At 73.3% G+C, this 19,396-nt stretch carries 14 protein-coding genes and 2 pseudogenes; 7 read left to right on the top strand and 9 right to left on the bottom strand.

Annotation, left to right across the window (positions count from 1 at the left end):
• Window positions 1-27: 27 nt before the first annotated feature.
• From ACIQWA_RS16415 to ACIQWA_RS16390, 6 genes and pseudogenes are all read right to left on the bottom strand, one after another.
• Window positions 28-678, bottom strand: a complete 651-nt coding sequence (locus ACIQWA_RS16415) for a hypothetical protein (protein WP_402482873.1) — start codon at window positions 676-678, stop codon at window positions 28-30.
• Window positions 671-2,899 (bottom strand): hypothetical protein, encoded by a 2,229-nt coding sequence (locus ACIQWA_RS16410; protein WP_402482870.1) that lies wholly within the window; start codon window positions 2,897-2,899, stop codon window positions 671-673. The genes ACIQWA_RS16415 and ACIQWA_RS16410 overlap by 8 nt, the downstream gene beginning before the upstream one ends.
• Window positions 2,900-2,909: 10 nt before the next feature.
• Window positions 2,910-3,365, bottom strand: coding sequence for a WXG100 family type VII secretion target (locus ACIQWA_RS16405; RefSeq protein ID WP_402482868.1), 456 nt, complete (start codon window positions 3,363-3,365; stop codon window positions 2,910-2,912).
• A gap of 170 nt (window positions 3,366-3,535) precedes the next feature.
• Window positions 3,536-4,264, bottom strand: a pseudogene (locus ACIQWA_RS16400) (putative Ig domain-containing protein); the annotation flags it as partial.
• A gap of 201 nt (window positions 4,265-4,465) precedes the next feature.
• Window positions 4,466-4,903: pseudogene (locus tag ACIQWA_RS16395) on the bottom strand (trypsin-like peptidase domain-containing protein); the annotation flags it as partial.
• Window positions 4,904-5,269: 366 nt separating this feature from the next.
• Window positions 5,270-6,172, bottom strand: coding sequence for a hypothetical protein (locus tag ACIQWA_RS16390; RefSeq protein ID WP_402482865.1), 903 nt, complete (start codon window positions 6,170-6,172; stop codon window positions 5,270-5,272).
• 151 nt (window positions 6,173-6,323) lie between these two features.
• Here ACIQWA_RS16390 and ACIQWA_RS16385 point away from each other — a divergent pair, with 151 nt between their 5' ends.
• Window positions 6,324-7,445: an alpha/beta hydrolase gene (locus ACIQWA_RS16385; protein ID WP_402482864.1), complete on the top strand. Its 1,122-nt coding sequence runs from the start codon at window positions 6,324-6,326 to the stop codon at window positions 7,443-7,445.
• Window positions 7,446-7,573: 128 nt separating this feature from the next.
• Entirely contained in the window at window positions 7,574-10,075 is a 2,502-nt protein-coding gene (locus ACIQWA_RS16380) for a glycosyltransferase family 39 protein (protein WP_402482861.1), read from the top strand.
• A gap of 128 nt (window positions 10,076-10,203) precedes the next feature.
• Here the strand turns inward: ACIQWA_RS16380 and ACIQWA_RS16375 are convergent, their stop codons facing one another.
• The 3 genes from ACIQWA_RS16375 to moaA form a co-directional block, all read right to left on the bottom strand.
• Complete coding sequence (locus ACIQWA_RS16375; protein ID WP_402482858.1) at window positions 10,204-11,787, bottom strand: alpha/beta hydrolase; 1,584 nt, start codon at window positions 11,785-11,787, stop codon at window positions 10,204-10,206.
• 139 nt (window positions 11,788-11,926) lie between these two features.
• On the bottom strand, window positions 11,927-12,643 hold the full coding sequence (locus ACIQWA_RS16370) for an HNH endonuclease family protein (protein WP_402483321.1): 717 nt from the start codon (window positions 12,641-12,643) through the stop codon (window positions 11,927-11,929).
• A 210-nt stretch (window positions 12,644-12,853) separates the two neighbouring features.
• Complete coding sequence (gene moaA, locus ACIQWA_RS16365; protein ID WP_360234838.1) at window positions 12,854-13,849, bottom strand: GTP 3',8-cyclase MoaA; 996 nt, start codon at window positions 13,847-13,849, stop codon at window positions 12,854-12,856.
• A 141-nt stretch (window positions 13,850-13,990) separates the two neighbouring features.
• Here moaA and ACIQWA_RS16360 point away from each other — a divergent pair, with 141 nt between their 5' ends.
• The 5 genes from ACIQWA_RS16360 (at window position 13,991) to ACIQWA_RS16340 (ending at window position 19,390) form a co-directional block, all read left to right on the top strand.
• Window positions 13,991-14,680: an NTP transferase domain-containing protein gene (locus ACIQWA_RS16360; RefSeq protein ID WP_402482853.1), complete on the top strand. Its 690-nt coding sequence runs from the start codon at window positions 13,991-13,993 to the stop codon at window positions 14,678-14,680.
• Window positions 14,681-14,791: 111 nt separating this feature from the next.
• Window positions 14,792-15,652, top strand: a complete 861-nt coding sequence (locus ACIQWA_RS16355; protein ID WP_402482852.1) for a hypothetical protein — start codon at window positions 14,792-14,794, stop codon at window positions 15,650-15,652.
• Window positions 15,653-15,959: 307 nt separating this feature from the next.
• Entirely contained in the window at window positions 15,960-16,796 is an 837-nt protein-coding gene (locus tag ACIQWA_RS16350) for a hypothetical protein (RefSeq protein ID WP_402482850.1), read from the top strand.
• Between the two features lie 169 nt (window positions 16,797-16,965).
• Window positions 16,966-18,024: a (2Fe-2S)-binding protein gene (locus tag ACIQWA_RS16345; protein ID WP_402482847.1), complete on the top strand. Its 1,059-nt coding sequence runs from the start codon at window positions 16,966-16,968 to the stop codon at window positions 18,022-18,024.
• A gap of 229 nt (window positions 18,025-18,253) precedes the next feature.
• Window positions 18,254-19,390 (top strand): DUF2637 domain-containing protein, encoded by a 1,137-nt coding sequence (locus tag ACIQWA_RS16340; protein ID WP_402482845.1) that lies wholly within the window; start codon window positions 18,254-18,256, stop codon window positions 19,388-19,390.
• Window positions 19,391-19,396: the final 6 nt, after the last annotated feature.

Here is a 19,396-nt window from a genome sequence, read left to right as displayed (position 1 = left end):
GATGATCCTAAGGCGGCTTCGCGGGTGTCAGGGGGCGTGCGAGGGAATGTTCGCCGCGGTCTCCGGGACGCTGTCCGGCAGGTGCACCGGGTTCGAGCACGGGTAACTCGCCACGACGGCCTTGGCGGTCTTCAACGCGATGTCCAGGACCGCCCGGTGGCTCCGGGCCGACTTCGGAGTGTTGTCGCGCGTGAAGACCTGGACCCCCACGTACGGCTCGCCCAGCCGCGTGGTCTCCGGATTGTCGCACCGGAGCCCGAGGCCCACATCAACCGGCCCGACCCACCCTTGCACGTCCACGCCGAAATCGAGCCGACTCTTGGACTCCTTCGCGCCCGCGCCGTAGACGGCGTTCATGGCGAACTCGTCCATCAACCACACATTGATCTGCACGAGGGGAGCCTCCAGGCCCCGGCGGACCTCGCAGCTCTGGCCATTCCCGGTCGGACGGAGCCGCTCGCCGTAGTCAAGCCCATAGTGCTCGACGAACGTCCCGTGCTCGCCCTCCGCCAGGGGCTTGAGATCCGCCCGGGTGAGCACCGACCAGCAGGCGCCGACGGGCAGCTCCGCCGGTGCGTGAGCCGACCTCCACCACAACCCGAACCCGGCTCCGGCGAGGAGCACCGCCGCGCCCCCGGCAGCGAGCCACCGCTGCCGGAGCCACTTGCCCTCAGCCATTGAGGGCAAGGGTGAACAGCGCCTGGCTGTGGCTTTCACCGGCCTCCGCCGCGTACACGGCCCCCTGGGACAGGTCATCGACCTGAGTTTGAGTCAGCCCCGTTCCCTGTGCCGCCCGTTCCACCGCCATCTTCACGGAGCTCTGGACAGCATCGGACCCTGTGCCAGTCGACGACACGGCAGTGTCCATGGTGTTCAGGTCCTTGATGTAGTAGCTCGACGTCGCGTGGTCGATGAGGTAGTTCACCACCGGGACGGCACCGGGAACCGGTGCCAGCAGCTTGCCGCCGGTCATGTCCCACACCTTCCTGCCCCACTTGACGTTCCTGTCGATGGAATCGTTGTACGCCTTCGCGTCGTCCTTCATCCCATTCACCAACGCGTCGGTCCGGGCCGAGGTGAGGATCCCGGCGACCTCACCGCCGGGGTGCGCCGCGTTGAAGACGGCCGTGTCGAACTGGGCGCCGTGGGAATCCCGGTGCAGGATGACGTCCTGGATGTGCGCCGTCGTGTAGGCCTGCTGGGCCTGGGCGATGGTGCCGTAGGCCTCGGGGTTGCGGCCCAGCGCCCCGAGCAGTTTCACGGTGTTGTTGTGGTTGAGCGTCGCCGGCTCGCCGTAGGTCGGCAGAGTCTTGTCGTAGCCGCCCATCGCCGACTGGACATCTCCCATGTAAGCGGCGGTCAGACTCCCCAGCCCGGGCGCCAGGTCCGCGAAGTCAGCCCCCTTGCGGAGCAGCTTGGGTCCGTCACCGTTCCCGAACCGGTCGACCACGTCGTGCATCACCTCCGCCATCGCCCGGGTGTGCTGCGGCAGCGGTGCGTCCGGAGACGCGTCGGAGGCACGTCCGGTGGTGGCCGCCTCCAGGGCGAGGCCGAGCGCGTGGACGCCGGGCGCCTCCGCGTGACCACCGGGGATGAAGCCGTTCCCCGGCAGGATGTCCTGGAGCGGCGATTGGCCACCCCCCGCAGTCAGGTTCTTGAGGTAGTCGTTCGCCTGGTTGTAGGACTTCACCGACCCGTCGAGGTTGTACTCCGTCTTCTGATCGTGGAAGAACTTGGTCGCGGCCTCGGGATTGCGCCCGAGTGCGTCCAGCACGCCCACCATCGGGTTGAAGCCGCCCTCCGGACCTCGTAGCAGCTTCATCTGGTCCAGGTCCGAGCCGATCCAGGGTGTCGAGGTGAAGAACCCGGGCATCTCGGCGAGCTGGGTGACGTGTTCGGCGACGGGGTTGAGGAAGTGCGGGTCGTACTTCCCGGCCTGCAGGATGTTCGACAGGATCTGGTAGCCGTACGGCTGGACGCTGCCGCCGGCCCGGTTGTTACCGCCTGGCAGGACCTCCACCCGGGTGGCTCCGGCCTTTCGAAGGCCCGCCTCCCACTCGTCCGACAGGTGCGGGAGGTTGTGGGTGTCGGTGGCGGTGGCCAGGGCCAGGCCGAGGTTCTTCTGCAGGTCCGAGATGGCCTGCGGCCTGCGGCCGTCCTTTCCGGCGGAGACCGTGGCCATCGACCCGTAGTACTTGAGAAATCCGTCCGGCCCCAGCCGGTTGTAGAAGGCGGTGGTGAACTGCGGGTCGTTGGCGTGGTCCTTCAAGAGCCTGTTGAGCTGGTCCAGTTGGGCGTCGCTGATGTTCCCGGCGAGCTTCAACAGGTCGGCTGCCTGCTTGCCCTGCTCTTCCGGGCCCGACGACGGCCGGAAGGCCGTCCGGTCCGCCCCGGTCGCGCCTCCGAGCGCGGTGGCGGCCGCGGCGTCCGCGGCCTCGGCCCGGGCCACGGCCTTCGAGATGTCGGTGCCGACCTCCTGCGCCAGCCTCCGGTACGTCTGCTCGTAGCTCGGGTCGTGCTTGTCCGCCTCGTTGGTCGGCGCGGGCCAACTGACGTTCACGCCGTTCGCGTCCACGGTGAGGGAGTGGTCCGCGGCCTTCTTCAAGGCCGCGTCCAGGTCGGCTCGGGCGGCGGCCAGCTCGGTGTGTGCCTCACGCAGCGCCTTGCCGATGGCACTGGCCTCCTCGAACGCCGCATCCAGCTCGTTGCGTGCCGTCGTGACCGCCGTGGCGGCCGATTCGGCTGCGTCTCCGCTCCAGTTGGAGCCCTGCAACGGCGTGATCACGTCACCGGTGAGCTCCGAGGAGAACTTCCAGTTGCGAACCAGCCCCTCGAAAGCCGTGGCCAGGGTCTCAAGGCCCTGGAACGACTCCTGACGCAGATCGGAATAGGTACTCATGCCACCTGCCTCAGGGAGTCGGGAACTTGCCGGCGTTCGCCTGGTCGGTCTGGGCGTACTGCTCGGCGTTGGTGGACAGCACACTGGAGATGCGCCCCAGCAGTCCCCCCGTGGCCTGCGCCTGCGCGGTCCACACCTCCTGCGCGGTGGCCAGGGCTCCGACGATCTTCCAGCTCTTGGACATGCCCTGGGTGGCGCCCGGCTGGTCCTTCCAGGCGTCCTTGCATGCTTTGTCGAAGTTGGTGTGGAGGGTGCTCGCGTTACCCGACGCCTTCCGCAGCGCGTCCGGGCTCACCCTCACCGTCGCGCCGGCGGCCGACACGTGCGGCGGCTGCCATCCCGGGGCCGCCGCACCGGCGGCAGCGGCGGCGAGGTCCGGGAACTGCTTCTTCGCGTCCTCCGTCAGGTTCCCCGACTTGTCAAAGAGCCACGGATTGACTTTGCGTTCGAAATCCAGATCAGTCACTCGTCCCCGCCCTCAAAGCATGTGGTCAGTCGTGCCGACGAACCCCCCGGCCCTCGGCGCCCGTCGGCATCCTAACCATCTACCCTTGCGGCGTAGGGAAGTTGAGCGAAACATGAGGAACTGTGAGGGCCCGGCGGCCGTGGCCGCCGGGCCCGTCGTCCGACTGTGCGTCAGCTGGTCTGGACGGAGGTGTCGTCGATCACGAAGCTCGTCTGCAGCGAGGAGTCCTCGGTGCCGGTGAACTTCACGGTGACGCTCTGGCCCGCGTAGGCCGAGAGGTCGAAGGTGCGCTGCTGGTAGCCCGCCGCGGCGTCCACGTTCGAGTAGGTCTTGAGCGTGGTGCCGTTGACCGACACGGTCAGCTTGTCGTACGCGGTGCTGCCGCTCTCCGCGGTGTCGATGTGCAGCCAGAAGCTCAGCGTCGCCTTGCAGCCGGCCGGGATGCTCACCGTCTGGGACAGCGTGTCGGTGTGGGTGCTGCCGTAGCCGTCCAGGTACGCCTTCCAGCTACCGCCGTGGGACGGCTCCGAGGAGCCGTTGTCGATCACACCGCTGGACGCCGTCCACGGCGAGGCCGTGCCGGTCTCGAAGCCCGGGTTGCCGAGCAGCTGGGCCGGGGTGCACGAGCCGCCGCCACCACCGGTGACCGTCCAGGTGAAGCTGGCGGAGGCGGTCTTGCCGGCCGAGTCCTTCACCGTCACCGTCACGTTGGAGCTGCCCGCGGCGGTCGGCGAGCCGGTGATCACGCCGGTCGAGGCGTTGATGGCCAGGCCGGCCGGCAGCCCGCTCGCCGAGTAGGACAGCGGCGCGGTGCCGCCCGAGGCGTTGATCTGCAGGTTGACCGAGCCGCCCACCGCGGTGGACTGGTTGCCCGGGTTGGCCACCGAGACGGCGGCGCCGGCCGGCTTGGTGAGCAGGCAGCCGGGCACGGTGAGGTCGACGGTCCGGGCGGAGTTGACGCAGGTGGTGAACCAGTAGGTCTCCTCGCCGTAACTCTGGCCCTTGAAGGCCTTGGTGGAGCCGTCGGCGGCGACCTCGCAGGGGTTGTTGAGGGTGCACATCGCACCGTCGTCGTTGCCGGTGTTGTTGATGCCGACGATCCGCCCGCTCGCGGAGTCGATGATCGGCGAACCGGAGGTGCCGTGGGTGGTGTTGCAGCCGGAGCTGTAGCGCAGCGAGTCGTGCCAGGTCCACTCGTCCTCGCGCAGGGTGGGCACGAACCCGTTGACGGAGCAGTTCCACACCTGCTTCCAGTACGAGGACGGGATGTACATCGAGGAGCCGTCGACCGGGTGGGCGTCGTTGATGGTGAGGGCGGTGGCGCCGTACTGGGAGCTGATCGAGGCGAAGGTGTCGGTGAGTTCGTAGAGGGCGACGTCCGTGCCGGTCATCGTCGCGTAGATCACCTTGTCGGCCTGGACGGTGCCGAGGCTGTTGCCCGCGCCGTCCAGCAGGGTGCCGCTGCGGCTGGCGCTGACGTTCTGGATGACCTGGCCGTAGGGGGGCATGGTCGGCAGGCAGTGCCCGTTGGTGAGCATCATGGCCCGGTCGCCGGAGGCCGAGGTGGGGAACCGGACCAGCGAGGCGGAGCAGTCGTCCAGGGCGATGGTCGACGTCAGGTCGGCGGCCTGGACGGCGTGGGCGGGGGCGGCGGCGAGGACCAGCCCTCCGGCGACGACGGCGCTCGCACCGGCCATCGCGACAAGTCTCTTGAACATGGCTCTCCTTGTGGGGGATCGCGGGCCGCCCGGCTGGTCGCCGAGGCCCACGCCCGCACGAAAGTGCCATGGTCACTTCAAACGGTCAACAGTTCCCGCACAACTCGCCACTGTGCAGGACGGGTTGTGCCACCGAATGGCAACAACCCGTCCTGGTATGCCCGTTACGTGCGGCGACGGTGAACGCTACGGCTGCGGAAAGGACTTCTCGACCGACCAGTCGATGTCGCGCCGCTCCGTGCCGTCCGGCGTGACGACGGTGAGGGTCCAGATCGTGCCGCCGTGGTCCGGCGTGAAGTCGTGCGTGCCGGTGAACTTGGCGAAGGCACAGCCCTGGGCGAACACCTTGGCCACGGGGTCCCAGTCCGCCCCGACGGTGAAGTAGAAGTCGTACACGCCGTCCGCGACGCCCTCGACAGTGGCCTGCTGCCCCTTGGCCACGTACACCGAGGCCACGGCGGCGCCGTTGGCGGCGATCGTGAAGACCGCGTCCGTCGACCCGCTGTTGTCGACCTTCACCACGCCCTTGCCGCCCTTGCCGCCGTCGCGGACCACGGTGCCGTTGTCCAGGCTCCGCGGCTGCGCCTGCGGCTTGGGCAGGTCCGGGACGGCGAAGGCGGTGCGGTAGCCGGCCGCCGACAGCTTGGCGAGTGCGGCCGAGACTCCGGTCACCCCCTGGCCACCGCCGAACTGGGCCAGGCCGGCGGCGGCGGAGCACACCTTGTGAACCGAGATGTCCTTCTGGACGGCCTCGGTGTCCGTGGCGAGCGTGGTCAGAGCGGTCGCCAGGTCGGCCCGCGCGGCCGTTGCCCCGGCGGGCGCGGCGGCGGCGTTCACGTTCCGCGCGGCCCGGTTGGCGTCGGAGGCCAGGCGGGAGAGCACGTCGTCGAGGTCGAAGGCGCTCTTGGCGGAGGTCGCCTTGCCGAAATCCACTCCGACCGGCGAGAGGGCCTGGTCGAGCGCCGTGCCGAACGGCGTCGCCGCGGCGGACGGCGAGGTGGCCGTGCCACCTCCACCGGAGCACGCCGCGAGCAGCAGCACCGCGCCGACGACAAGAGCGGACCTGCCCATGGACCCCGAGAACTTCACGTCCCCACCCCCGATGACGCCCGTGCGCACACCCCGTGCACATCCGGGGCGACATGCTGCCGATCACGAACCACCCCGGTCAACCCGTTTCGGACGATCACCCCCAGGGGCCGCCCCGGTCCGCCCGTCGGGGTCAACTACGATCGGGCACGTGCTCAGCCTCACCGGACTCCCCCTCCAGATCATCACGTCGGTCATCGCGATCGTCGTCTTCGCCGCCACCATGTGGTTCTGGCCCAAGTTCGGCGGCAAGGGCTGGAAGTCCTGGCTGGGCCGGATCGGCGCCTTCCTGGCCACCCAGCTGTCGGTGCTGGCCGCGATGGGCCTGATCGCCAACAGCTACTTCGGGTTCTACAGCTCCTGGACCGACCTGCTCGGCACCAGCGGCGGCCTCGGCACGGTGGTCGACCACCAGCCGAACGCCTCCGGGGTGTCCGTCACCGGCGAGCAGAGGTTCTACTCGTCCCAGGGTTCGGAGCCGGACCGCTCCGGGCTGATCCAGAAGGTCGACGTCAAAGGGGCCGGCACCGGCCTGAGCACCGAGGCGTACGTCTACCTCCCTCCGCAGTACTTCCAGCCGGGCTTCGCCAAGCAGCGCTTCCCGATGGCCGTGGTGCTGACCGGCTACCCGGGCACCCCGGAGAAGCTGATCTCGCTGATGCAGTACCCGGCGTCCACCCTCGACGCCATCGAGCAGAAGAAGCTGCCGCCGACCATCCTGGTGATGACCCGCCCCACCCTCGTCGACAACCGGGACACCGAGTGCGTCGACGTGCCGAACGGCCCCCAGGTCGAGACCTTCTTCACCAGCGACCTGCCCAAGGCCCTCGCCACCACCTACCGGATCGGCACCGACCCGGCCAACCGGGCCGTGATCGGCAACTCCACCGGCGGCTACTGCGCGCTCAAGTTCGCCCTGCGCAAGCCCGACTCCTACCAGGCCGCGGTCGCGCTCTCCGGCTACTACAGCGCCGCCCACGACCCGACCACCGGCGACCTGTTCGGCGGCAACGACAAGCTCAAGCAGGAGAACGACCTGCTGTGGCGGCTCAAGAACCAGCCGCCCGCCCCGGTCTCGCTGCTGCTGACCACCGCGTTCGACGAGAACAACTACGACGAGACCAAGGCCATGGTCGCCGCCTTCAAGGCGCCCACCAAGATGTCCACGATCACCCTGGACACGGCCGGGCACAACTTCCACACCTGGACCCGGGAGATCCCCCCGGCCCTGGAGTGGCTGGGCAAGCACATCACCATGCCGGCCGCCGCCTGAGCCGACGCCCTGGGCCCGAGCCCAGGCCCAGGCCCAAGCCCAGGCCCAAGCCCGAGCCCGGGCAGATCACACCCGTCTCACAGCCTCGTCTCACGGTTCTCTCAGCCGCGCCACGCACGGTATGGCGCATGACCACGAGCAGCTACTCCCCTCCGGCCGGCGATCCGTGGCCCGAGGACGCGAACTACCCGCCGCCGGAGGTGCCGCACCCTGAGGCCGGACGGCCGGACCCGGCGCCGCTCTTCCCCGAGCAGCCCCTGCCGCCGACCGGCCCCAAGGGCCCGGCCTCCTGGTCCGGACGGCTGCGCACCCTCCCGGCCCGCGCCTGGCGCGGGCGCGCGGACGACCCGCACTGGGTGCGCCCGGCCCTGCTGGCGCTGCTGGCCGCGACGGTGGTGCTCTACCTGTGGGGCCTGGGCGCCTCCGGCTGGGCCAACGCCTTCTACTCGGCGGCCGTGCAGGCCGGCAGCCAGAGCTGGAAGGCCTTCTTCTTCGGCTCCTCCGACGCCGGCAACTTCATCACCGTCGACAAGCCCCCGGCGTCCCTGTGGCCGATGGCGCTGTCGGTACGGCTGTTCGGTCTCTCCTCCTGGTCGATCCTGGCCCCGCAGGCGCTGATGGGCGCGGCCACCGTGGGCGCGCTGTACGCGACGGTGCGCCGCCGCTTCTCCCCGCTCGGCGGCCTGCTGGCGGGCGCGGCGCTGGCGCTCACCCCGGTCGCGGCGCTGATGTTCCGCTTCAACAACCCGGACGCGCTGCTGGTGCTGCTGCTGACCCTGGCCGCGTACGGGACGGTGCGAGCGGTCGAGACGGCGAGCACCAGGTGGCTGCTGTTCACCGGCGCGATGTTCGGCTTCGCCTTCCTCACCAAGACGCTGGCGGCCTTCCTGATCCTGCCCGCCTTCGCGGTGATCTACCTGGTCGTGGCGCCCACCGGCTTCCGGCGGCGGCTGTGGCAGACCCTGCTCGCGGGCGTGGCCGTGGTGGTCTCCGGCGGCTGGTGGGTGGCGATCGTGGAGCTGCTGCCCGCCTCGGCCCGCCCGTACGTCGGCGGCTCGCAGGACAACGACTTCCTGTCGCTGACCTTCGGCTACAACGGCCTCGGCCGGGTCGACGGCAACGAGCGCGGCAGCGTGGGCGGCGGCGGCCGGATGCCCGCCGGGCTCGACCTGCCGGGCGGCGCCGGACACAACCGGGGCTGGGGCCAGACCGGCATCACCCGGCTGTTCGGCAGCGACATCGGCGGGCAGATCGCCTGGCTGCTGCCGGCCGCGCTGATCCTGCTGGTGGTCGGCCTGTGGGCGACCCGCCGCTACGCCCGTCCGGACACGGCCCGGGCGGCCTTCCTGGTCTGGGGCGGCTGGCTGGTCTCGACCGCGCTGATCTTCAGCTTCATGTCCGGGATCTTCCACCAGTACTACACGGTGGCGCTGGCCCCCGCCGTCGCGGCCCTGTTCGGCATGGGCGTGGACGGCCTGTGGCGGGCCCGGCACCGGCTGCCGTACGCGCTGCTGCTGGCCGGCGTGCTCGCGGTGACGGCCGGGTGGGCGTTCGTCCTGCTCGGGCGCAGCTCCGACTTCCTGCCCTGGCTGCGCTGGGCGGTGCTGGTCGGCGGGCTGGCGGCCGCGGGGGCGCTGGTCGCCGGGCAGGTGGCGGGCCGGGTCTCCGGACGGACGGGCGCGCGGATCGCCTCGGTGGCGGGCCTGGTGGGCCTGGCGGCGGCGCTGGGCGGTCCGGCCGCGTACGCGGTGGACACCGTGGGCACCGCGCACAACGGCTCGATCATCACGGCCGGTCCGTCCGTGAAGGGCGCGGGCTTCGGGCCGGGCTCCTTCGGCAAGGGGGGCAAGGGCGGCCGGGGCTTCCCGGGCGGCTTCGGCGGCGGTCAGGGTAGCCAGGGCGGTCAGGGTGGCCAGCCCGGCCAGGGCGGCTTCGGCGGCGGCCAGGGCGGCTTCGGCGGGCGGGGTGGTCAGGGCGGCCACGGCTTCCCGGGCGGTCAGAACGGCCAGAACGGCCAGGGCGGCTTCAACGGCGGCTTCAACGGCGGCTCCGGCCGGGGCGCCGACGGCACCGCCCCCGGCGGCCGCCACGAGCGCGGCGCGGGCGGGTCCACCGGCTCCGGCGGCACCTCCGGCGCGCCCGGCTTCCCCGGGTTCCCGGGCGGCGGCCAGGACCCCGAGGGCGCGGGCGGCCCCGGCGGCTTCGGTGGCGGCATGGGCGGCATGGGCGGCCTGCTCGGCGGCACCAAGGTGAGCGAGGAGGCGAAGTCCCTGCTCTCGCAGGACGCCGGCCAGTACACCTGGATGGCCGCCACCACCGGCTCGCAGAACGCCGCGAGCTACCAACTCGCCACCGGCAAGCCGGTGATGGCGCTCGGCGGCTTCAACGGCACGGACCCCTCGCTCAGCCTGGCGGGCTTCCAGAAGTACGTCCAGGAGGGCAAGGTGCACTGGTTCATCGGCGGCGGCTCGCACCGCGGCTTCGGCGGCGCGGGCGGGGCGGTCGGCGAGGGCGCCGAGGACGGCCAGCAGACCGAGGCGGCGCAGATCGAGGCCTGGGTGACCGGCCACTTCACCGCCAGGACGGTCGGCGGCGCCACCTTCTACGACCTGACGGCCCCGAAGGCCTGATCCGGTCGGCCCGACCCGGGCTCCGGGAACCCTGATCCCGGAGCCCGAACTCCCGAGGGGGCGTGCCGCGTTCGCGCGGCACGCCCCCTGTACGCAGGCCCCTTTCGCAGGCCTCGTCCCGCACCCCGTCAGTCGGAGCCGCAGCGCGCGCCGGCGGCCGGCAGCACCCCGTCCACCAGGTAGGCCTCGGCGGCGTCGCGCGCGCAGGAGCTGTGGTACCAGGACATGTGCCCGTCGCCGTCGCGGGTGAGCAGCACGCCGTGCTGCAGCCCGGCCGCCATCCGCTGCGCCCAGACGTACGGGGTGATCGGGTCCTCCGTCCCGCCGATCACCAGGATCGGGGCGCTGCCGGGCGCCGTCACGGTGTGCGGCCGCTCGGTGGAGCGGTACGGCCAGGCGCGGCAGTCGGGTTCGAGCAGGGCGAGCCGGGTGTCATGGCGGCTGGTCAGCGGGGCCCGGGCGGCGAGGTCGGCGAGCGCGGTGCGCAGGTCGGCGTCGGTGGGGGCGAGCGGGGCGTCGGCGCAGTGGATGGCCGCGAAGGCGTCCGCGGAGTTCTCGTAGTGGCCGTCGTCGTCGCGGCCGGCGTTGCCGTCGGCGAAGCGGAGCAGTTCGTCGCCCTCGCCGCGGGTGAGGGCGGGGTCGAGGGCGGAGCGCAGCCGGGACCAGCTGCCGTGGCCGTCGGCGAGCGTGTCGATGACGACGCCCCAGCCGAGGGAGGCGGTGACGGTGCGGCCGTCGCGGGTGGGCAGCGGGTGGTCCTTGAGGCCGTCGAGGAAGTCGGCGAGCCGCCCCGGCGCCGCGCCCGGGTCGGTACCGAGCGGGCAGTCGGCGCCCTCGGCGGTGCAGGCGGCGGCGAAGGCGCGGAAGCCGGCCTCGGTGGCGGCGGCCTGTTCGAGGTCGAGGTGCATCAGGTCGGTGCTGCGTTCGACGGCGCCGTCGAGGACGAGCCGGCCGGTGCGGTCGGGGAACTCCTCGGCATAGAGGACGCCGAGGTAGGTGCCGTAGGAGAGGCCGAGGAAGTCGAGCTTGCGCTCGCCGAGGGCGCTGCGCAGCACGTCCATGTCGCGGGCGCTGTCGCGGGTGCCGAGGAACGGCAGGACGTCGGCGTACTTGGCCCGGCAGGCGTCGGCGAGGACCCGGCCGCGGTCGTAGGCCGGGTCGTCGGTGCGCATCCACTGCTCGCGGGTGCGGTCGTCCAGGCAGTCGACGGGCAGGGTGGCGCCGGAGCCGCGCGGGTCGAAGCCGACCACGTCGAAGCGGTCGCGGAGCGGGCCCTCGCCGTCCTTCCAGCCCCGGGCCATGTTGGCACCGGAGTTGCCGGGCCCGCCGGGGTTGACCAGCAGGGCGCCGATCCGGTGGGCGGGGTCGGCGGCGGGCACCCGGACGACGGCGACGTCGATGCCGCGGCCGCCGGGGTCGGCGTAGTCGAGCGGGGCCTTGAGGGTTGCGCACTGGACGACCGGTGCGGCCGCCTCCGCGCCGTCGGCGCCCGCGTCGCCGTCCCCGCCGTCGCAGGGTGCCCAGGTGAGCCGCTGGTCGTAGTACGCCCGCAGGGCCGGGGAGGCGCCGGCGGGCACCTGCTCGGCGAGCGGCGGGCGGCCGGTCGGCGAGCCCGCGGGGCGTGCACCGCCGGGGCCGGAGCAGCCGGCGGCCAGGGTGAGGAGCAGGGCGGCGAGGACGGGCAGGGCGCGTCGCCGCAGGCGGGGGGTCATCGGGGGCACTGCCCACGAATATCATCCGGCGCACTGCCGGGGCACCTCGCCCTCCGCTCCCCGCCGTCTCCTTGTCGCTTCCCTAGCGCGGCCGCGCAGCGCGGCCACTCGGTACGGGCCGCGCGGAGGAATCGTTTCCTCACCCACCGCACTGCTGGAGCATCGCCTTCTTGTCCGCCTCGGTGACCGGCAGCTGGCACTTGAGCGAGACCTGGGCGAAGCGCACCGCGTACGAGCAGCGGATCTCGGCGGCGGCGGGCAGCCAGTCGGCCGGGCCGGAGTCGCCCTTGGAGGCGTTCTGCGAGCCGTCGGCGGGGATCAGGTTGAGCGGGTCGTTGGCGATCCGGACCCGCTTGGCCTTGTCCCACGTGGCGGCGCCCATCTGCCAGTCGTAGGAGAGCGGCATCACGTGGTCGATCTGGATCTTCGACGCCTGCTGCTTGGTCCACTCGACGGTCCGGCCGGTGTACGGGTCGTGGATGGTCATCGCGGTGACCACGCAGTCCGAGCCGTCCTTGCGCTCGACACCGCTGCCGTCGCGGGCCAGCAGGTCGTTGCGGGTGTCGCACTTGTTGCCGCCGTACGGGACGCCCTCGACGCTGTCCGTCCAGGCCGGGCCGAACTCGTTGCGGTCGTAGCCGTCCTTGGGTCCGGTACGGGCGGTGGCCACCTTGGCGATCAGCTCCCGGCCCGCCTTCCGCTGCTCCGGGGTGGTCAGCGGTGCCAGGCCGGGCTTGGTGCCGTCCGGGTTCTCCAGCGGACTGGTGCCGGTCCCGGCGGCGGACGGTCCGGCCCCGCCCGGCGACTTCCCGCCGCGGCCCTCGACCAGCCAGCCGACCAGGGCGAGCAGGCATATCAGGAACACGGTGGCGGCGGACAGCCAGGCACGGCGGGCGGGCACGGAGAACTCCGGTGGTCAGGGGCGGGTTGACGGCGCACCAGCAGACCAGCCGCCCCAAGAGGAGGTCAAGCCGACGCCACGGGGAGCCCAAGAGCATGTCGAAGCTCACACTCCGTCGACTCCGGCAGCTCCTCCCCCCTCCCGCCCGCAGCCCGGCCCGGGAGTTCAGCCGCCGATCGCCGACATCGGCCGGTCCGGCCGGACGAACCCGGCGCTCCCGATGGCGTGTCCGGGCCCCTTGCCCGCCACCGAGGCCCGCCAGGCCTCCTCGATCCGCCCGTCGTCCGCGCCCCCGCGCAGCAGCGCGCGCAGGTCCGACTCCTCGGTCGCGAACAGGCAGTTGCGCAACTGCCCGTCAGCCGTCAGCCGGACCCGGTCACAGCCCCCGCAGAACGGCCTGGTGACGGAGGCGATCACCCCGATCACCGTGTCCGTCCCGGCGACCCGCCACTCCTCCGCCGGGGCGTTGCCGCTGCGCCCCACCGGCACCAGGTCGAAGCGCTCGCCGAGCCGGGCCAGCACCTCCTCGGCCGTCACCATCGCGGCGCGGTCCCAACTCCCCTGCGCGTCAAGGGGCATGGACTCGATGAAGCGCATCCGGTAACCGTGCTCGACGGCGAAGGCCGCCAACTCCGGTATCTCGTCGTCGTTCACGCCGCGCACCGGCACGGCGTTGACCTTCACCGGGTCCAGCCCGGCCGCCTTCGCCGCCGCCAGGCCCGCGAACACGTCGGCGATCCGGTCCCGCCGGGTGAGCGCCGCGAACCGGTCCGCACGCAGCGTGTCCAGGCTGACGTTCACCCGCCCCAGCCCTGCCTCCCGCAGCGCGACCGCGGTCCGCGCCAGGCCGATCCCGTTGGTGGTCAGCGACAGCTCCACGCCCAGCGCGGCCAACCGCCCGACCAGGCCCGGCAGCCCCCGCCGCAGCAGCGGCTCCCCGCCGGTCAGCCGCACCGAGCGCACCCCCAGGCGCTGCGCCGCGATCCGCACCAGCCGCACCACCTCGTCGTCCCCGAGCGCGTCCGCCCGGGGCAGCCAGTCCAGCCCCTCCGCCGGCATGCAGTACGTGCAGCGCAGGTTGCAGCGATCGGTCAGGGAGACCCGCAGATCGGTGTGGACCCGCCCGAAGCGGTCCACCAGCGGGCGCGGTGCGGTGTTCATCGCCCCAGTACAGGGGCAAGCGGGCCGCGGGACCAGCGGCCGAACCGCCGGGGACCGCCCACGACCTGCGCCTTCGCCTTGTGGATTCGTACAAGCGCCGAACCGCTGCGCGAGCGGGCCCGGACCGGGCAGGCTGGGCGCATGCAGACCACACCGCCCGCCGTCCCGGCCCTCGTCCTCGCCGCCGGGGGCGGGCGCCGGCTCGGCGGGCGGCCCAAGGCGCTCATCCGGTACGCGGGCCGACCGCTGGTGGAGCACGCGGTGGCCACCGTCCGGGCCGGCGGCTGCCCGGACGTCACCGTGGTACTGGGCGCGGACCGCGAGCGGGTGCGCTCCACCGCGCACCTGCCGGGCTGCCGGCTGGTCGCCAACCCGGACTGGGCCGAGGGCATGGGCTCCTCGCTGCGGGCCGGGCTGGCCGCGCTGCCGCCGCGGGCCCCGGCGGTGCTGGTGATGCTGGTGGACACCCCGGGCGTCACCCCGGCCGCGGTCGCCCGGCTGCTGGCCGCGCACCGGGCCGGCGCCGAGCTGGCCGCCGCGGCGTACGGCGGGCGGCGCGGACACCCGGTGCTGATCGGCGCGCGGCACTTCACCGAGGCCGCCGAGGGCGCGGCCGGGGACGCCGGGGCCCGTGCCCTGCTGGCGGCGCACGCCGGGGAACTCGTCCTGGTCGAGTGCGCGGACATCGCCGTCCCCGACGACCTGGACACCCCCGCCGACCTGGCCCGCTGGTCCGCGGACCGACCACCCCACGGACACCGGCCGCGCATCCTCCCCGAGGAGGGGCCGGGCCTCGCCCCTGGCGGCGACCGCCCCCTCAACCGTCCCTGATCCGTCCCTGATCCGTCCCTAAGGATTGCCCCATTCCGCGCCCGGAGCCGGACGTTTCGGGGAGCATGGGAACCATCCACCCCGACCCGACACCGACGGACGGAGCCCGCGATGGCAGGACTGCCCGACGACTTCACCGGACACGACCCCGCGCGGTCGGGGCCGGGGGCGGGCGGTGGCGCCCGGGCGATCCGCTGCCCCGCCTGCCGCCGCGAGCACCTGTACGAGCCGCCGTCGCTGCCGTGTCCGTGCGGCGCCTCGCTGAAGGTCCCGCTGCTGCGCGGCGGCGTGCCGGTACAGGTGCGGTTCCGCTCCTGGGAGGACTCCTGGCTGAGCATGCGCTGCCCGCACTGCGGCCGCTCCGACCAGTGGCCGCAGCCCGAGTTCACCTGCAACTGCGGCGCCACCGTCCGCCTCCCGGTGGACCGCACCACCCGGCTGGGCAGCGGCACCGCCGGCCCGCTCGCCGCCCCCGGCCCGCAGGCCGTCCGCCCGCACCCGGCGCACCCGGTGAACGCCCCGGTGCCGGCCCCGCCCGCGCCGAGCGGCGGCTCCGCCGGCCGCCCCCGCCCGTTCCGCCACCGCGCGCCGTTCCGCCCCCACCCGGTGCGCACCTCCCAGGACGCGGTGTTCACCGCCGCCCGCTACCTGGAGTGGCTCGGCTTCGACGACCTGGAACTGACCGAGGCCCAGGAGCGCGACGGGGTCACCCTGCTGGGCGGCCGGATGGTCGCCCAGGTCGACACCTGGACCGAGCCCGCCGATGTGAAGTCGGTCGAGTGCCTGTGGCTGCAGACCCTGCACGCCGAGGAGATGGCCGCCGCCATGTTCACCCTGGCCGGCTACTCCCACCAGGCCACCGTGCGCGGCGAGCAACTGCTGGTCGCCCTGTTCAGCCTGGACCTGGCCGGCGTGCCCCAACCCGCCAACGGCGCCGCCGAGGCCCTGATGGAGACCGGCTGGACCTCCTGACCCGACCCGGCCCTGCTCCGGAACCCCGGAACCCCGGAACCTTGGTGCCCTGGTGCCCCGGTGCCCCGGAGCTCCCGGCACCCCTGGCACTCCCGGCACCGGCGCCCCTCTAGATCATCTCCTCGACAAAAGCAACAACCTCCGCTCGTGATCTGGTGCACAAGCTCACCCCCGTGTTGAATTGCCGCCACAGCGCGGGTCTTTCGCCGTGCCGTCGACCCTGCCGTCGCCATGCGAACGGGTCGTGGCGGCAGGGCTCCAAGGCAGGTCCGCGCCCTTGCTGGATGGCGCACACAAGGAGGTGGCGTTGTCGGAGCACGGATGGAGCCCGAGCGGCCCGGACGAACGGGGGCGGGCGGCAGCGGAGGAACCGGGCGACACCGTGTGGCGGCTGCGGTCCCGGGGGTGCTGGCAGGAGGCCGCCGAACTACTGCGACCCGCCGCCGAACACGACCCGGCCGCGGCCCTCGCACGGGCCGAACTCCTCATCGAACAGTGCCTGTTCACCGCCGCGCACTGGACCCAGGCGGAACAGGCGTTACGACTGGCCGAGGCCCTGGCGGAGGGCACCGAGCAACGCGCGGCCGCCGGCTGCGCCCGCGGCTTCCTCGCCTACCTGGCCAGCGTGCTCGGCCCGCGCGACCGCCTCGACGAGGCCCAGGCCGCCCTCGGCCGCACCTCGGCGCTGCTGCCGCCGGACGCACCTGGCCGCCCCCTGCTGGACTTCCGGCGCGGACTGGTCGCCGAGAACCTGCTGGGCGACCGCGGCGCCGCCTGGATCGCCTACCGCCGGGCGCACGAGGGCGCCGGGGAACGCGGGGACGAACTGCTCCGCTCCTACACCTGGCGGCACCTGGCCGCGCTCGCGCTCTCCCGCGGCGACCGCGGCAACGCCCGGGAGGGCTTCGACGCCTCGCTGCGGCTGCGCGAGCAACTCGGCTTCACGGTGGGGGTGGCGCCGGCGCTCGCCGCGCTCGCCGAGGTGTCCGAACCCGCCGAGGCGGTGCGGCTGCGCGCCGAGGCCACCCGCCTGGTGCACGCCCTCGGCGGAGTGCCGGTCTGGCTCGCACGCCAGCTCGGACGTGCGCCGGGGCCTCCCCCGGACGGACGCATCGCCAGCGAGACCCGGGGAACAATCAGCTAAGGTGAGCCTAACCTGTCCGGGGTGAGCAGCGCTTCGGGCAGGTCGCCTTGCTGTCCCCCGGGCACCGCCGCGCCCCGGACCGGCCGGGCCCGGCCGCGGCAGCACCGTCCGCGACCGGCCCCGCCGGGCGGTCCACCGGCGGCCCCGGTCGACCCGATGGGGCCCGCCCATGACCGCGAGCAGCACCCGGCCCGGCCCCGCGCCGCGCGCCCCCCGCACCACCCAGGCACACGACCACGCGCAGGCGCACGACCACACCCAGCCGCACGGCCACGCGCCCGGCCACCCCCAGGCGCACGACCACACCGACGCGCCGGGCGCCCCCACTCCCTGCGCCCCCTCGTACCACCGGCTGACCGCGCTCGCCCCAATGCTGGACCTGCACTGCGCCCCGCCCCGGCACGGCGACGGCTGGCTGCCGGTCGACGCGCTCACCAGCGACCCGGAGGCGCTGCGCGAACTGGTCGCCCACGACGCCCGGCAGGGCCTGACCCGCTACGGGCGGCCGCTGCGCCCGGACGTGGCGGCCGGTTTCGGACTGCACCGCTTCGTCTGGCCGGTTTCGCTGCTGTTCACCGTGCCGTGGTTCCTGGAGCGGCGCGTCCCGCTGCTCGGCCCCGGCGACGTCTCGGTGCACCGCGCCCCGGCCTCGATGGAGCTGACGGTGCGCCCGGAGGCCTTCGTCTGCCTGCCGGACGACCCGGCGGTCCGCGCGGCCGGGGCCCGTACGGTGCCGGACGAGGACGCGCTCGCGGCCGAACTGCGGCGCGCGCTGGGCGAGTTCCTGACCCCGGTGCTGGCCGCCTTCGGGCCGCAGGCGCGGCGCGGGCCCCGGGTGCTGTGGGCGATGGCCACCGACGCGGTGGTGGAGGGGCTCTGGTACGCGGGCGGGCTGCTCGGGGAGCAGGAGCGGGCGCGCGCCGAACTGTCCGCCCTGCTGGCCCCCGGGGAGCCCGCCGGAGCCGGGGCGCCCGCCGGCCCCGGCGAGCCCGACGGCCCCGCGGCGCCCCCCGCGCGGTCCTCCCCCGGACCGGCGCGCACGCCCGGCGCGGACCGGGGCCCCGCTCCCGCCCCGGCCCCCTTCACCCCGGGCGCCGGTTTCGCACCCCCGGCGCCCGGGTGCACCGGTGCTTCGGGTACGGACCGGGCCCGGGCCAGCTGTTGCCTCGTCTACACCGTGGAATCGGCGGAAATGTGCAACGGCTGCCCCCGCGTCACGCGACGTTGACGAAAATCCGTCCGACCCGGGATTCGAAAAGCCCGTGATTCCGGGAATGTCCCGCGCCCAATTCATATGACAATGAGATTGGCGACGGGTCAGAAATCCCTCTCCTCAGCGCATTGACGGCGAATCCGCTTTCCCCCCGCCGAGCATCCGTCATGATGGTCCCCGCCGCGCTGCTGAACGCAGTGGGCGGCGCAGGAACGCGACGCAGAAAGCGAGGCTGGTTCCGGCAATGAAATTGTCCGACATACCGCTCGGCTGGGCCGTCACCGGGGTGGTGGGGCTGCTGGTCAGCGCCCTCCTGGTGGCCCTGGCCCGAAGCCGGGGATCCGCCGCCGGCGCGGACTCCTGGGAGCGTTCCGAGGAACGGCGCCGCAACAAGGAATCCCTGTACGGCGCGGCCTCCTACACGCTGCTGTTCTGCTGCGCCGGCGTCGCGGCCGCACTCTCCTTCCACGGCCTGGTCGGCTTCGGCGTGCAGAACCTCGGCCTGTCCGGCGGCTGGGAGTACCTCGTCCCGTTCGGCCTGGACGGCGCCGCGATGTTCTGCTCGGTGCTCGCCGTCCGCGAGGCCAGCCACGGCGACGCGGCGCTCGGCTCCCGCCTGCTGGTCTGGCTCTTCGCCGGTGCCTCGGCCTGGTTCAACTGGGTGCACGCCCCGCGCGGCTTCGGCCACGCCGGCGCCCCGCAGTTCTTCTCCGGCATGTCGCTGTCCGCCGCGATCCTGTTCGACCGCGCGCTCAAGCAGACCCGCCGGGCCGCGCTGCGCGAACAGGGCCTGGTGCCCCGTCCGCTGCCGCAGATCCGCATCGTCCGCTGGCTGCGCGCCCCGCGCGAGACCTACGCGGCCTGGTCGCTGATGCTCCTGGAGGGCGTGCGCAGCCTGGACGAGGCGGTGGACGAGGTCCGCGACGAGAAGCGGGAGCGCGCCATGGAGAAGGAGCGCCGCAAGCTCGCCGGGCGCCGCGAGCGGGCCGAGATCCGGGCGATCAACCGCAGCAGCGGCCACTGGCGCGGACGCGGCGGCGCCGCACGGCAGTTGGAGTCGGCCGCCCCGGAGTCCGCGATAACCGGCGGGCCCGGGGCGGAACTCCCGGCGGGCGCCCGGGAGGCCGCGGCCGTCGGCTCCGCCGAGGCGGGCGCGCGCGAGGTCGAGGCCGGCACGCGCGGGGTCGAGGCCGGCACGCGTGGGGTCGAGGCCGGCACGCGCGGGGCCGAGGCGGCCGGGGGCGCCGTCGTCCAGCCGGGCCTGCCGGCCCGTCCGGAGCGGCGCACCATCGACCTCACCGCCGACGAGGACACCGTCACGCTGCCCCGGCTGGACTCGCTGGAACGCAAACTGAAGGACCTGGAGCAGCAGTTCGGCTGACCCGTC

Source organism: Kitasatospora sp. NPDC098652, assembly GCF_044760155.1.
GTDB lineage: Bacteria > Actinomycetota > Actinomycetes > Streptomycetales > Streptomycetaceae > Kitasatospora.
This window is presented reverse-complemented; position numbering and strand designations above follow the sequence as displayed.